At 68.9% G+C, this 13,527-nt stretch carries 13 protein-coding genes and 2 tRNA genes; 7 read left to right on the forward strand and 8 right to left on the reverse strand.

Annotated features, from left to right (window positions below; all coding sequences use genetic code 11):
* The first annotated feature begins 38 nt into the window (after positions 1 to 38).
* From ASF52_RS04355 to ASF52_RS04365, 3 genes are read left to right on the forward strand one after another with little or no spacing between them, the layout of a single operon-like run.
* The gene (locus ASF52_RS04355; RefSeq protein ID WP_056168232.1) at positions 39 to 1,073 is read left to right on the forward strand and encodes a hypothetical protein; all 1,035 of its coding nucleotides are present in this window, start codon (positions 39 to 41) and stop codon (positions 1,071 to 1,073) included.
* Positions 1,070 to 1,759, forward strand: coding sequence for a hypothetical protein (locus ASF52_RS22415; protein ID WP_156629963.1), 690 nt, complete (start codon positions 1,070 to 1,072; stop codon positions 1,757 to 1,759). The genes ASF52_RS04355 and ASF52_RS22415 overlap by 4 nt, the downstream gene beginning before the upstream one ends.
* Positions 1,760 to 1,812: 53 nt before the next feature.
* Complete coding sequence (locus ASF52_RS04365) at positions 1,813 to 2,508, forward strand: hypothetical protein (RefSeq protein WP_056168238.1); 696 nt, start codon at positions 1,813 to 1,815, stop codon at positions 2,506 to 2,508.
* Between the two features lie 6 nt (positions 2,509 to 2,514).
* Here ASF52_RS04365 and ASF52_RS04370 read toward each other — a convergent pair whose 3' ends face one another.
* Positions 2,515 to 2,769, reverse strand: a complete 255-nt coding sequence (locus ASF52_RS04370; protein ID WP_056168242.1) for a DUF3297 family protein — start codon at positions 2,767 to 2,769, stop codon at positions 2,515 to 2,517.
* A gap of 48 nt (positions 2,770 to 2,817) precedes the next feature.
* Positions 2,818 to 3,432, reverse strand: a complete 615-nt coding sequence (locus ASF52_RS04375) for a CatB-related O-acetyltransferase (RefSeq protein ID WP_056168245.1) — start codon at positions 3,430 to 3,432, stop codon at positions 2,818 to 2,820.
* Positions 3,433 to 3,516: 84 nt separating this feature from the next.
* Here ASF52_RS04375 and ASF52_RS04380 point away from each other — a divergent pair, with 84 nt between their 5' ends.
* Positions 3,517 to 5,850 carry an NADP-dependent malic enzyme gene (locus ASF52_RS04380; protein ID WP_056168249.1) on the forward strand — a complete coding sequence of 778 codons (2,334 nt, stop codon included), beginning with the start codon at positions 3,517 to 3,519 and terminating at the stop codon, positions 5,848 to 5,850.
* 111 nt (positions 5,851 to 5,961) lie between these two features.
* Here the strand turns inward: ASF52_RS04380 and ASF52_RS04385 are convergent, their stop codons facing one another.
* The 5 genes from ASF52_RS04385 to ASF52_RS04405 form a co-directional block, all read right to left on the reverse strand.
* Positions 5,962 to 6,879: a PhnA-like protein gene (locus ASF52_RS04385; protein ID WP_156467478.1), complete on the reverse strand. Its 918-nt coding sequence runs from the start codon at positions 6,877 to 6,879 to the stop codon at positions 5,962 to 5,964.
* 330 nt (positions 6,880 to 7,209) lie between these two features.
* A tRNA-Gly gene (locus ASF52_RS04390) sits at positions 7,210 to 7,284 on the reverse strand.
* A gap of 100 nt (positions 7,285 to 7,384) precedes the next feature.
* Positions 7,385 to 7,459, reverse strand: a tRNA-Gly gene (locus tag ASF52_RS04395).
* Between the two features lie 149 nt (positions 7,460 to 7,608).
* Entirely contained in the window at positions 7,609 to 8,094 is a 486-nt protein-coding gene (locus ASF52_RS04400) for an NUDIX domain-containing protein (protein ID WP_056168254.1), read from the reverse strand.
* 2 nt (positions 8,095 to 8,096) lie between these two features.
* On the reverse strand, positions 8,097 to 8,795 hold the full coding sequence (locus tag ASF52_RS04405; protein WP_056168256.1) for a fumarylacetoacetate hydrolase family protein: 699 nt from the start codon (positions 8,793 to 8,795) through the stop codon (positions 8,097 to 8,099).
* A gap of 215 nt (positions 8,796 to 9,010) precedes the next feature.
* On the opposite strand from ASF52_RS04405, the gene ASF52_RS04410 reads away from it, so the two are divergent.
* The 3 genes from ASF52_RS04410 (at position 9,011) to ASF52_RS04420 (ending at position 12,378) form a co-directional block, all read left to right on the forward strand.
* Positions 9,011 to 10,462, forward strand: a complete 1,452-nt coding sequence (locus ASF52_RS04410; RefSeq protein ID WP_443136650.1) for an FAD-binding oxidoreductase — start codon at positions 9,011 to 9,013, stop codon at positions 10,460 to 10,462.
* Positions 10,463 to 10,747: 285 nt separating this feature from the next.
* Positions 10,748 to 11,041, forward strand: a complete 294-nt coding sequence (locus ASF52_RS04415) for a DUF2218 domain-containing protein (RefSeq protein ID WP_056168259.1) — start codon at positions 10,748 to 10,750, stop codon at positions 11,039 to 11,041.
* Between the two features lie 62 nt (positions 11,042 to 11,103).
* Complete coding sequence (locus tag ASF52_RS04420; RefSeq protein WP_056168262.1) at positions 11,104 to 12,378, forward strand: aminopeptidase; 1,275 nt, start codon at positions 11,104 to 11,106, stop codon at positions 12,376 to 12,378.
* Between the two features lie 114 nt (positions 12,379 to 12,492).
* Here ASF52_RS04420 and ASF52_RS04425 read toward each other — a convergent pair whose 3' ends face one another.
* Complete coding sequence (locus ASF52_RS04425; RefSeq protein ID WP_056168269.1) at positions 12,493 to 13,473, reverse strand: lipid A biosynthesis lauroyl acyltransferase; 981 nt, start codon at positions 13,471 to 13,473, stop codon at positions 12,493 to 12,495.
* Positions 13,474 to 13,527 lie beyond the last annotated feature (54 nt).

Here is a 13,527-nt window from a genome sequence, read left to right on the forward strand (position 1 = left end):
CACAACCGATGGTTGGATTCGCTTGCGGAGCCCCATCGATGTCGCTTTCCCCCGATCACCGCACCAAGCTCCTCCGCCTGCGTTCCACGGTCGCCGGCCTGTCCGTCACCCTCGGCTTCTTGCGCCTGCAGCGGGCGCTGTCCCGCAAGTACGATCCGGATCAACTCCGAGAGCCCGCGGGAAGCCCCGGCGGCGGACGCTGGGCGTCGAACGGCGGCGGCCAGGGCACATCCGGACAGAGTTCGTCGGGTGCGGAGGAGACCGTCACCGAGGACGGATCGCGGGTCCTGTCCCTGCGCATCCGCAGCCAGCCTCATCAGGACTGGGACGAGCAGCACACCGTCATCGCCTCCGACGGCACGCGCACCATCTTCGAGATGGCGGGCCGGACCCAGACCATCCGCGACGGCGAAACCGGGACGATCCTTGCCCGCAGCACTCTGGTCAACGGCCGGGCGGAGCCAGAGGCCTTCGTTCAGCAGACGGGGGCTTCGACCCTTGCCCGGGCAAGTTCCAGAGCCCTCTACAATGCCGGTGCAGCATTGCTCGCTGCGCTCTCCGTCCGAAAAAGCCGAGACGGTTCAGCGATCTTTGAGGCGCCAGCCAGCCTGTACGAGCGCCGGCAGGGCCCGGACAAGCCAGTGGTTTGGGTTGGTTTGGTCGAGGAGCAGGAACTGAGGGCCGCCTGCCCGCGTCGCGGCGAGGTTCAGGTGATTCTCGATGAGGCCGTCGATGAAGTGCGAGCAAGCGGCGGCTCCAAGGACGCACAAGATTTTGGCAACAAGGTCCATGCGGTGGCTGCTCGCAAGATTACCAATCTCAAAGATCCGAACCTTGTCGCGGAAGTCTCATACGTTCCTGGCAAATCAGCAGCCCAGCCATATGGCATTCGGTCTTCACTTCGTCTCGACGTACTCGAACGAAGCGTCCCACGCACGGTCTGCATCCACGATCACAAGACCGGAGAGAGTCAGATCAGTGCAGTTCGCGCCACGACCATCGCCGAAATGATTGCGAGGAACTTTCCAGACATGCAGCGGATCATCGTCACAGAAATGAGGCCGACCAGATGACGAGCGCCAAGCAAATCAAGAATGTCTTTAAACCATTGATCAATCGGCACGCCGATCTTACCGAAATCGGCAGCCATTGGCTCTACATATCCCCTATTCGCCACGTCGCGCTCCGCATTCTGATTGATAGAACATCCGACAAGAATCTATGCAAGCCGCAACTCACGATGCTGAACACATTTATTCCAGACGTCCAACCTCAGACAAGCATTGGATATTCCATTCAATTGGATCGCCCTTCGCTTTCACATCAGCACTGGTACTGGTCCGATCCCGAAATGATCGCGGATCTCGTTTCCGCTATAGAGACGGAGGGGTTACCACGACTCCGCGCGATCGATTCGCTTGAAGCGTTCTGGACTATTTATGACGGCAGCGATCACATCTTCGCACAGCAATGGCCAGAAGACCGCATGATCTGCCTCATCGCGCTCGGCGACATCGACGCAGCGCGCGCCATTTGCGAAACCCTGGAACCGGAGTTGCGAGGGGACTCGTTTCCGAACGACATCTGGGTCCAGAACCGACGCAGAAAGTTCCTGGCCGTCGCCGAGCCCCTCCGCGTCGGAGACCGCGTAACGCTCGCAACGATCCTCCACGGTTGGGAGGCCGACAACATCCGGGGCACGAAGCTCGAGCCCTATTGGGAGCCGACGCCGTTTCCACTGGAACGGTCATCGACCTGAAGGAAGTTCAGCACCACGGACACGTCACCCGCGACGAAGGTGAGACCACTCCGATGAAGACCGCACGCCAAGCCAGAACCATCTTCCGTCCGCTTGCCAAGCGTAACCCCGACTTCGCCTATACCGGCGGGCGCAGCCTTTGGCTCACGCCTATTCGCCACACGGTGTCGCGCGTCTTCATTGATCGCACCTCCGATTCAGGCTCATTCCAAATTGGGTGGGCCATCCTCGCAACGTTCATTCCCGAGCATAGCCTGCCTGGGACAATCGGAAACTGCGCAGGCAAGCTTTACCCGTTCGATCAGGATCAGTTCGCATACTGGGAGTGGTCCGACCCCGCCGCGATAAGTGCCGCAATCCCCATAATCGAAGCCGAAGCCCTGCCGCACCTGCGGTCGTTCGATGGCCTGGAGTCGTGGGCGACCTATTACCGCGAAACGTTCCCGATCGCCCTGAAGGGCTTCCCGCACGAGCGGCTCATCCTCGACATCGCCCTGGGCAACCTGCCGGCCGCGCACGCGCAGCTCGCCAAACTCCTCCCGCATTTCCGGGAGAACAAGCATCCGGATCAGCCGATGTACCAATACATGCGCAGCCTGATCCTGCCCGTCGCCGAGCCGCTCCTGGCCGACGACCGGCCGGCGCTGGCGGCGATCCTCCACGGCTGGGAATCCGAAAACATCCGCACCGCGAAGCTCGAGCGCTACTGGGAGCCGACGCCGTTTCCCCTGGAGCGGGCGCCGACCTGAACGCCCTCAGCCCTCGACCACCGCATCATCGCGAAAATACGGCTCGACCGCGCCCTTCAGCTTCACCGTCATCGGGTTGCCGGCCCGGTCGAGGGTCTTGCCGGCCGAGAGGCGGACCCAGCCCTCGCTGACACAGTATTCCTCGACGTTGGTCTTCTCGACGCCCTTGAAGCGGATGCCGATGCCGCGCTCGAGGATCTTCTCATCGTAGAACGGGCTGTTGGGGTTCACGGCGAGGCGGTCGGGGGGCGTGTCGGACATCGTCGGGCGGCCTTGTCGATCGGTTTCGAGGAGAAGCGGGTAAGGGATTCAGGCGCGGCCCGCAACGTTCAGGGCTTTGGCCGCCGCGATGAGGTCGGCCGTGCGCCCGCTCTGGAGCAGCGGCACGAGGCCCGCCACCGCCGCGTGCGGCAGGTCCCACCACGCGGACTCGAGGAGCGCCGCGACGGTGGCGGGATCGAAGCGGTGGCGCACCACCCGGGCCGGGTTGCCGGCGACCACCGCGTAGGGCGGCACGTCCCGGCTCACCACGGCGTGGGCCGCCACCACGGCGCCGTGGCCGATGGTGACGCCCGACAGGACGAGGCAGCCCGAGCCGAGCCAGACGTCGGAGCCGATCACGACGTCGCCGCGCGAGACATGGTAATCGCCCGGCGCGTCGAGGCCCGGCCACAGACCCGGCAGGGCGGCGAACGGATAGGTCGAGACCCAGTCGAGGCGGTGGCCGCCGCCGAGCAGGATCTCGACCTTGTCGGCGATGGAACAAAACCGGCCGATCGTCAGGCTCCGCCCCGATTCGGGAAACCGGACCTTCGGGCGCCCGTAAGAGTAGGCGCCGATGGAGAAACCGTAGCGCGCGGCGAGGCGGGCGAGGTGAATCCGGGTCTCGTTGTTCGGGTTGCGCCCACTCCGCAGGCGGTGCAACAGGGTCCTCAACCGAAGCACCCCGGACCCGACCGGAACGGTGCTCCACAACGCGCACGGCGCAGGTTCCTGGGAGTGAGGCTCATGGGCGACAACATGTCCGACGATCTCAAGTCCGGAGCGCTCGTCTACCACCGCCTGCCGCGTCCCGGAAAGCTCGAGATCCAGGCCACCAAGCCGCTCGGCAACCAGCGCGACCTGGCGCTCGCCTATTCCCCCGGCGTCGCCGCCGCCTGCGAGGCCATCGCGGCCGATCCGCAGGAGGCCGCCACCCTCACCATCCGCCAGAACCTCGTCGCCGTTCTCACCAACGGCACGGCGGTGTTGGGCCTCGGCAACATCGGTCCGCTGGCCTCGAAGCCCGTGATGGAAGGCAAGGCGGTCCTGTTCAAGAAGTTCGCCGGCATCGACGTGTTCGACATCGAGGTCGACCAGAACGACGTCGACAAGCTCGTCGACGTGGTCTGCGCCCTGGAGCCGACCTTCGGCGGCATCAACCTCGAGGACATCAAGGCCCCCGAGTGCTTCGAGGTCGAGGAGCGCTGTCGCGCCCGGATGAACATCCCGGTCTTCCACGACGACCAGCACGGCACCGCGATCATCGTGGCGGCCGCCGTCCTCAACGCCCTCGAACTGTCCGGCAAGCAGCTCGGCGATGTCCGCATCGTCACCTCGGGCGCGGGGGCGGCGGCCCTCGCCTGCCTCAACCTCCTCGTGTCCCTCGGCGCGAAGGTCCAGAACATCACCGTCACGGACATCAAGGGCGTGGTCTACAAGGGCCGCCCCGAGTTGATGGACCGGTGGAAGGACATCTACGCGCAGGAGACCGAGGCCCGGACGCTGGCCGAAGTGATCCCCGGGGCGGACGTGTTCATCGGCCTCTCGGCCGGCGGGGTGCTCAAGCCCGAATACCTCGAGAAGATGGCCGAGAAGCCCCTGATCATGGCGCTGGCCAACCCCTATCCGGAGATCATGCCCGATCTCGCGCAGGAGAAGCGCCCCGACGCGATGATCTGCACCGGGCGTTCGGACTTCCCGAACCAGGTCAACAACGTCCTGTGCTTCCCCTACATCTTCCGCGGCGCCCTCGATGTCGGCGCCACCTCGATCAACGAGGAGATGAAGAAGGCCGCCGTGAAGGCCATCGCGGCGCTCGCCCGCGAGACCCCCTCCGACGTGGTCGCCCGCGCCTATGGCGGCGAGGCCCGCCCCTTCGGCCGGCACTCGCTCATCCCGAGCCCGTTCGACCCGCGCCTGATCCTGCGCATCGCTCCCGCGGTCGCGCAGGCGGCGATGGAATCCGGCGTCGCCGGCCGGCCGTTGGAGAATCTCCAGGCCTACGCCGACAGCCTCGACCGCTTCGTCCACCGCTCGGGCTTCATCATGAAGCCGATCTTCACGAAGGCGAAGGAGAACCCCAAGCGCGTCATCTACGCCGAGGGCGAGGACGAGCGCGTCCTGCGCGCCGCCCAGGCCATCGTCGAGGACGGGGTGGCGCGGCCCATCCTGGTCGGGCGCCCGCGCGTGATCGAGACCCGGATCAAGCGCTTCGGCCTGACGTTGCGCCAGGGCGAGCATTTCGACCTCATCGATCCCGAGGACGATCCGCGCTACCGCGACTACGTCGCCACCTATCTCGAAGTCGCCGGCCGGCGCGGCATCACGCCGGACGCCGCCCGCACCCTGGTGCGCACCAACAACACGGTGATCGGCGCCATCGCCGTACGCCGGGGCGAGGCCGACGCGCTGATCTGCGGCCTGGAGGGCCGGTTCGAGACGCGGCTGCGGGTGATCCGCGACGTCATCGGCATGGCGCCGGGCGTCCTCGATTTCGCCGCCATGAGCCTCATCGTCACGAAGAAGGGTGCCTACTTCCTCGCCGACACCCATGTGCGCCAGGATCCGAGTGCCGAGGAGATCGCCGACGTGGCGGTGGCCTGCGCCGAGCACGTGCGCCGCTTCGGCCTCACCCCGAAGATCGCCCTGCTCAGCCACTCGGATTTCGGACAATCGGATTCGCGCTCGTCCCTGAAGATGCGCTCGGCCCTCGGCCTGATCCGGTCCCGGGAACCCGCCCTGCAGGTGGACGGCGAGATGCAGGCCGACACCGCCCTCTCGGAACTCATCCGCGACCGGGTGATGCCGGATTCGTACCTCAAGGGTGCGGCCAACGTGCTGATTCTGCCCAACCTCGACGCGGCCAACATCGCGTTCCAGTTCGCCAAGGTGCTCGCCGACGCCCTTCCGGTCGGGCCGCTCCTCATCGGCCCGGCCAAGCCCGCCCACATTCTCTCGCCCTCGGTGACGGCCCGCGGCATCGTCAACATCACCGCCGCCGCCGTGGTCGAGGCCCAGGCCGGCGATGTCGCCGCGATCACGGCTCTCGCCGAAAAGGGCGCGGCGCCGACCGCCGAATAGTCGCCTCTCCCATCCAGCGGACCGAAACGCGAAAAGGCCCCCGGAGCGATCCGGGGGCCTTTTCCATGTTCGGCACTGTCCCGCCGGCCGGGAGCCGGCGGGCGGTTCGGATCAGTCGCGACGGGTGCCGTACGCCAAGGCCGGATCGACGGCGCCGAAGCGGCCACCCAGGAAGGCCGCGAGGGCACCGAGAACCAGGGCCAGGGACGCGTAGAGCGCACCCTGCGTCGCAGCGCTGCGGGTCGCCTCGGCGGCGGCGGCGGCCTTCTGCTTGGCGTCCGCTGCGGCCTGCTCGTACTGCTTGCGGTAGTTCTGGACCTGAGCCTTGGCCTCGTCGGGCGAGATGCCCTGCGCCTTGGCGAGGGCATCGGTGGCGCGGGCCTCGGCCTCGGCCTGCTGGGCCGCATCACCCGAGAGGTAGGCCCGCACGGCCTGGGCGGCGGTGTCGCGCAGGGCGGCGGGATCCTGGCCACCCGAGGTCTGACGGACCTTGTTCTCGATGCCGTCGAGGGGGTTGGTCAGCTTGGTGAGCGAGGGGGCCGCAGCCTGGGCCGCCGTCTGGGTGGCACCGCCGATGGCCGAACCCGCGCCGCCGAGGACGCTGGTGAGGCCGCCGAACGCGCCGCCGATGAGGCCGCCGACCGCCGACGTGAGCAGGTAGACGATGACCAGGGTGGTCACCGCCCACGACACGAGGCCGTGGTAGCCGCTGGTGCCGGCCGAGGGCTTGCCCGACAGGCGTCCGGCGAGGAAGCCGCCGATGAGCGAGGCAACGATGCCCGAGGCGACCCACCAGATCCCGGCGCCCGTCGACAGGCTGGCGGCGGTGGGCGTGTCGTTGCCCGTGGGGTTCAGGGTCGCGAGGCCGATGCCGAGGCCGACCATGTTGAGGATCATCTGTGCCACGAGGGCGATGACCGCGCCGGCGAAGATCGCGCCCCAGGAGACCTGATGCAGCGGGAGCGGGCTGCGCGGCTCGATGGCGGCTGACGATGCGATGGGCGTGCGTGTGGGTGTAACGGCCAAGATGAACTCCCGAGGATCTGAAGACGGCGATTCGGATTGGAACGGCCGGGGTGGTGCGCGGTGGGATGTCGGCTCGACCCGGCGGCCGAGGGATGGAGGCGATGAACCGGATTGCACGCGAGCGGGCACATCCTGCCCGCCGACACGCCATCACAGGTCATCGCCGGTCCCAACGTGCGGTTCCGAGAATTGTTCGCGGTGCTTCGCCGTTGCCGTCGGGATCGACCCTTCGGGCGGGGCGGGGCGACCGGCGAGTCGCAGCCATGGCCCTGAAACGCAAAAACGGCCCCGAAGGACCGTCCTGACTGCGCCGAAACTTTGGTAAATTTAAATTGGAGCGGGCGAAGGGATTCGAACCCTCGACCCCAACCTTGGCAAGGTTGTGCTCTACCCCTGAGCTACACCCGCTCACGCCACGATGCCGGCACGGGGCTGGCGATCGGGATCGTCTTCTTCACGAAGCCACCAGGCCTGGGTGGGCCGCGGCGTCGCGTCGTCTCGGTCGAATTGGAGCGGGCGAAGGGATTCGAACCCTCGACCCCAACCTTGGCAAGGTTGTGCTCTACCCCTGAGCTACACCCGCTCACAACCGCGCCGCTGGTGGAAAGAACCGCCGGCGGCCCCGGACGGCGTCTCTAAACACCATTCCGCCGAGCGTTGCAAGGGCCGTCCGGCCGATTCCCGTAGCCGGCGCGTTTCGTGGAATTCAGCGGGCCCCGGGGCGATCGCACCTCACCACTGCGCCGCCGGCGGCAGGCCTTCGCGGATCTCGCGCAGGCGCGCGCGGGTGGCGGACGTCGTCGCCTCGGGGAGCGCATCGAGGCGGAAGAACCCACTTTCGGCGATCTCCCGATCGGGACGCTTGGCGGCCGGCACGGTGAAGGCCGGGGCGAGGTAGAGGGCGACGTGATCGCGGCCCGCTCCCGTCGCGTGGTGGTAGAACCCGTGCAGCCGAAGGGTCTCCCCCGGATCGACCACGATCCCGGCCTCCTCGCGGAACTCGCGGATCATCGCCGCGACAGCATTCTCCCCCACCTCGACCCCGCCGCCTGGCAGGTGCCACCCGGCCACATAGGTGTGGCGTACGAGGCAGACGCGGCCCTGCCCGTCGATGGCCGCGCCGCGTACCCCGAGCGTCATCCCGCGCGTGGCCAGGGCGCCCAGATGGAACAGGCGGCGCAGCAGCGGCCGGTCCAGAAGCCCCAGCGTCGAGGGCATCCTCACACCACGCGCAGTTCGATCGCACCGAGGCCGTCGATGGCCGCGCGCAGGGTCTGGCCCCGCGTCACCGCCCCGACGCCGGAGGGCGTCCCGGTGAAGATGAGGTCGCCCGGCTGCAGGGTGAAGTAGGCCGACAGGTAGGCGATCTGCTCCGAGACGGACCACAGCATCTCCGACAGGTCACCGCGCTGGCGCTCGGTGCCGTCGACGTCGAGGGTGATGGCGCCGTGGTCCGGATGCCCGATGGCCGAGACGGGATGGAGCGGGCCGATGGGCCCGGAGGCATCGGCCGCCTTGGCGAGGTCCCATGGCCGCGCGAGGCGCTTGGCCTCGTCCTGGACATCGCGCCGGGTCATGTCGAGCCCGACCGCGTAGCCGTAGACGTGGTCGAGGGCGGATGCGACGGCGATGTCGGCGCCCCCGGTGGACAGGGCCACCACCATCTCGACTTCGAAATGATAATTCTCCGTGCGGGGCGGATAGGGGTGCTCCACCGCGTGCGGGCCGGCCACGATCTGCAGGGCGTCGGCGGGCTTCATGAAGAAGAACGGCGGCTCGCGCTCGGGGTCCTTGCCCATCTCACGGGCATGGGCCGCATAGTTGCGCCCGACGCAGTAGACGCGCCGGACGGGAAACAGGTCCGCGCTGCCGACGATGGGCAGCGCGATACGCGGCGGGTTGGGGATCACGGACAGCATCGTTGAGGTCTCCCGGGGATCGGACGCGCGGCCCCCCGCCCTGCACAGAGGCCGCGCGCCCCCTATCATAGGGGGAGCGCACGGCCACGCCATCCCGGCGACGCGCGCCTTCGACGATCGCCCCGCGAGATCCTCCCGTGCCTCCTTCTCCCGACTTGCCCGCCCAAAACTCGCCCGCCCAAAACTCGCCCATTCAGGACGTCCTGAGCCGCGACTTGCTGGCCGCCCTGACCGGCCGTCTCGGCGCGGCGCACGTGCTCACCGCGTCCGAGGATCTCGAGCCCTACCTCGTCGAGACGCGCGGGCTGCACCGCGGCCGAGCCCTCGCGGTGGCGCGCCCAGCCGACGCGGCCGAGGCGGCCTTCGTGGTGGAACGATGCGCCGCCGCCGGAGTGCCCGTGGTGGCTCAGGGCGGCAACACCGGCCTCGTCGGCGGGGGCGTGCCCCAGGGCGGGATCGTCCTGTCGCTGGCCCGCCTCGCCCGGGTGCGGGCCGTCGATCCCACCAACGCCACCATCACCGTCGAGGCCGGCGTCACCCTGGCGGACGTCCAGGCGGCGGCGGAGGCGGCCGGAATGCTGTTCCCCCTGTCGCTGGCCTCGGAGGGCTCGTGCCGCATCGGCGGCAATCTCTCGACCAACGCCGGCGGCACGGCGGTGCTGGCCTACGGCAACGCCCGCGACCTCGTCCTCGGGCTCGAAGTGGTGCTGGCGGACGGCCGGATCTGGAACGGACTCAAGGGTTTGCGGAAGGACAACGCCGGCTACGACCTGAAGCACCTCTTCGTCGGCTCGGAGGGGACGCTGGGCATCATCACCGCCGCCGTCCTGAAGCTGTTTCCCAAGCCCGTGAGCCGGGGCGTCGGTTTCGTCGGCCTCGCCGATCCGGCCGCCGCGCTCGCCCTGTTCGCCCACCTGCGCACCCGGGCGGGGCGCGACCTCACCGCCTTCGAGGTGATCCCGCCCTTCGGGCTGGAGATCGTCCTGCGCCATACGCCGGGCGCGACGCCCCCCCTGGCGGGCCGGCACGGCACCTACGCGCTCATCGAATTCTCCTCGACCCGGCCCGACGCGCCGGCCACGGAAGTCCTCGAAATGGCGCTCGGCGAGGCCATCGAGGCCGGCCTCGTGGAGGATGCGACCCTGGGCGCCAGCGAGGCCCAGAACCAGGCCCTGTGGACCCTGCGCGAGAACCTGTCGGAGGTGCAGCGGCGCGAGGGCGGCTCGATCAAGCACGACGTCTCGGTACCGCTGACGGCGCTTCCCGCGTTCCTCGATCGGGCGACCCGGGCCTGCGAAGCGGCGATGCCGGGCCTGCGCGTCTGCGCCTTCGGCCATTTCGGCGACGGCAACATCCACTTCAACCTGAGCCAGCCCATCGGCATGGACCGGGCGGCGTTCCTCGACCAATGGGGGCGCTTCAACCGCATCGTCCACGACGTGGTGGAGAGCCTCGGCGGTTCCATCGCCGCCGAACACGGCGTCGGTCTGATCAAGCGCGACGAACTCGCCCGCTACGGCGACCCCGTCGCCCTCGACCTCATGCGCCGCCTCAAGACGGCCCTCGATCCGCACGGAATCCTGAACCCCGGCAAGGTGGTCCCGGAGCAGGCTCCACCGGGCGCGCACGCGGAGCCCGGGGGCGGCGGGCCGGCCGCCCTCCCTTGAGCCGGGGAGTCCACGCGCTCTTTTGCCGGAACCCGAACGCGCATTGCCGGATTGTCATTGTGCAACGCACCAATCCCGTTCAGACTGCGTTTCGCGCCGCGCCATAGAATCGGCGTCAATGGCCCCAAGGATGTGAGGAGACGGCGGTTTTTCGGACAGTGCGGTGCGGCAGGTTACCCCGCCTTAACCGTCACCCCCTTCAATCGGTCCGAAGATTCCGCCCCGAAGATTCGATTGCGCCGTGGCGCGACCCCGCCCCTCTGGGGCAGCGATGGAGATCCGACGATGCCGACCTCTCAGGCGAGAGTCCCCACGGCCGAGGCGAGCCGCTACCTGAAGCAGCTCTGTCGGCACTGGAGCCACAAGTTCCCCGTCGAGGCCACCGATGACGCCGGCCGCGTGCCGTTCGGCGAGGATCGGGTCTGCACCTTCGAGGCCGAGGCCGACGCCCTCCTGATGCGGGTGGCGACGCCCGATCCCGCGGCCCTGACCCGCCTCGAGAACGTGGTCTCCGATCACCTCCTGCGCTTTGCCTTCCGCGAGAACCTCGGCGAGATCACTTGGTCGCGCGCCGCTTGACCTGATCTCCCGGGACCTGATCTTGAGCGAACGCTCACAGCAGGTTCGAGGGAGATCAAGGGATGGATACGCACGGTCAGGCCGGCGGAGCGGGCTCGGCTCCATCCGCCCATGCCACACGCCTGGAACGCCTCGCGGAAGTGGCCGTCAAGGTCGGCCTCGGGCTGCGGCCCGGCCAGGAACTCGTGATCACGGCGCCCCTGGAGACCGTCGCCCTCGTGCGGGCGATCACGGTCGAGGCGTACAAGGCCGGCGCCTCCTTGGTCACCACGTTCTACTCCGACGACGCCGCCACCCTGGCGCGCTTCGCCTACGCCCCGGAGGAGGCCTTCGACACGGCCGCCGGATGGCTCTATTCCGGCATGGCGGAAGCCTACCGAAACGGCGCCGCGCGCCTCGCCGTGGCGGGTGACGACCCCGCGCTGCTCGCCGGCCAGGACACGGCGCGGGTGTCGCGCGCCAACCGCGCCCGCTCGCAGGCCTACGTGCCGGCCCTCGAACTCATCGCCAACTTCGCCACGAACTGGACCATCGTCTCGGCCGCCACCGTGCCGTGGGCCCGCACGGTGTTCCCCGATCTCCCCGAGGACGCAGCCGTGGCCCGCCTGTGGGACGCGATCTTCGCAGCCTCGCGGGTCGACGGGCCGGACCCCATCGGCGCCTGGGAGGCGCACAACGCCGCGCTCCACGCCCGCATGGGCACCCTCAACACCCATCGCTTCGCGGCCCTGCGCTTCCAGGGGCCGGGCACGGACCTCACGGTGGGGCTCGCCGACGACCACGAATGGTGCGGCGGCGCCTCGGTCTCGCGCAGCGGCATCACCTGCAACGCCAACATCCCCACCGAGGAGGTGTTCACCACACCCCACAAGGATCGGGTCGACGGGTTCGTCACGAGCACCAAGCCCCTGTCCTATCAGGGCACCCTCATCGACGGCATCCGGGTGCGGTTCGAGGCGGGCCGCATCGTCGAGGCCGAGGCGCGCACGGGTGGCGCGGTGCTCGCCAAGGTCCTGGAGACCGACGCGGGTGCGCGCCAACTCGGCGAGGTCGCCCTGGTGCCGGCCTCCTCGGCGATCTCGGCCTCGGGGCTGCTGTTCTACAACACCCTCTACGACGAGAATGCCGCGAGCCACATCGCGCTCGGCCAAGCCTACAGCAAGTGCTTCCTCAACGGCGGCGCGGATTTCAGCGAGGCGGATCTGGTGGCGCGCGGGGCCAACCGCAGCCTGATCCACATCGACTGGATGATCGGTTCGGCCGCGGTCGACGTCGATGGCCTCACGGCAGAGGGCCGGGCGATCCCGGTGATGCGCGCCGGCGAGTGGATCGACTGAGCGCAGTTCCGGGATTCCGAAGGGCCCGCCCATCGGCGGGTGTCGGGCGGAGCCCGACGAAGAACCCAGGGCGCTGCCCTGGACCCGCGAAGGGCTTGGCCCTTCGAACCCGGATCAGGTGGCGGGCGCAGCCGCCTCGGTGGCGGATGTCGCCGGCGCCTTCGGCTTCGGCAGCATGGCCGGGCGCCAGCGCCGGTGCATCCAGAGCCATTGTCCGGGATTCTCGCGGATCCAGTCCTCGACCACCCGGGTCATGGCCTGCATGGCGCCCTGGACGTCGATCTCGCCCTTGGCGTCGCGCGGCAGGTCGAGGGGTGGGGTGAGTTCGAGGGCGAAGCGCGCGCCCTCCTGCCGCACCACGCGCACGCCGTGGACCGGGCATTCGTAGTGTCGGGCGAGCTTGCCGAGCAGGGGGTTGACGAGGACGGGGCGGCCGAAGAACTCGACCACGACGCCCCGGGTGAAATGCTGGTCGATGAGCTGGCCGAGGTGTCCGCCGCGCTCCACCACGCCCTGCATGGCGAAGACGGCGCCCTGCCCGGCCGCCGCCAGGCCGCCCATGGTCTGGCGGCGCACCTCCTGCACGAGCCGCGCGGAGGCCGCGTCGTTGGGCGGCCGGAAGATCGCCGTGGCGTCGAGGCCGTAGCGGGCCGCGCAGATCGCCGGCAATTCCCAGTTGGCGAGGTGCGCCGAGAAGATCAGCCCCGGCTTCCCGTCGTCGCGCAGGTCCGCGAAATGGCCCTCGCCCGAGACCTGCATGCGCTGGCTCGACGGATCGGTGTCGTCGGCATCGAACAGGGTGTGGAGGTGGGCGTATTCGGCGCCCGTTCGGCCGAGATTGTCCCAAGCCTCCGCCGCCAGCGCCCGCCGGGCGGCCGGATCGAGGTCGGGGAACGCGGCCGCGAGGTTGGCCATGGCGGTCCGATGGGCCGGCAGGAACGGGCCGACGGTCCGGACCAAGCGCCCGCCGATCCGGCTCGCCCGGTCGGTGCCGAGCCGGCGCGCCAGCCAGAACAGGGTCCGGATCAGGGGGATCATCGCCAGCCCGGCAAGGCGCGGCAGGTGGCGTTTCAGGACCAGAGCGAGGCGGAGCAAGGCGATTTCCGTGCGGACGAGCGCTCACGGCGACGCTCACCCTCCCCGCTTAGA

This window comes from Methylobacterium sp. Leaf112 (assembly GCF_001423295.1).
In the GTDB taxonomy this organism is placed as follows: Bacteria; Pseudomonadota; Alphaproteobacteria; order Rhizobiales; family Beijerinckiaceae; genus Methylobacterium.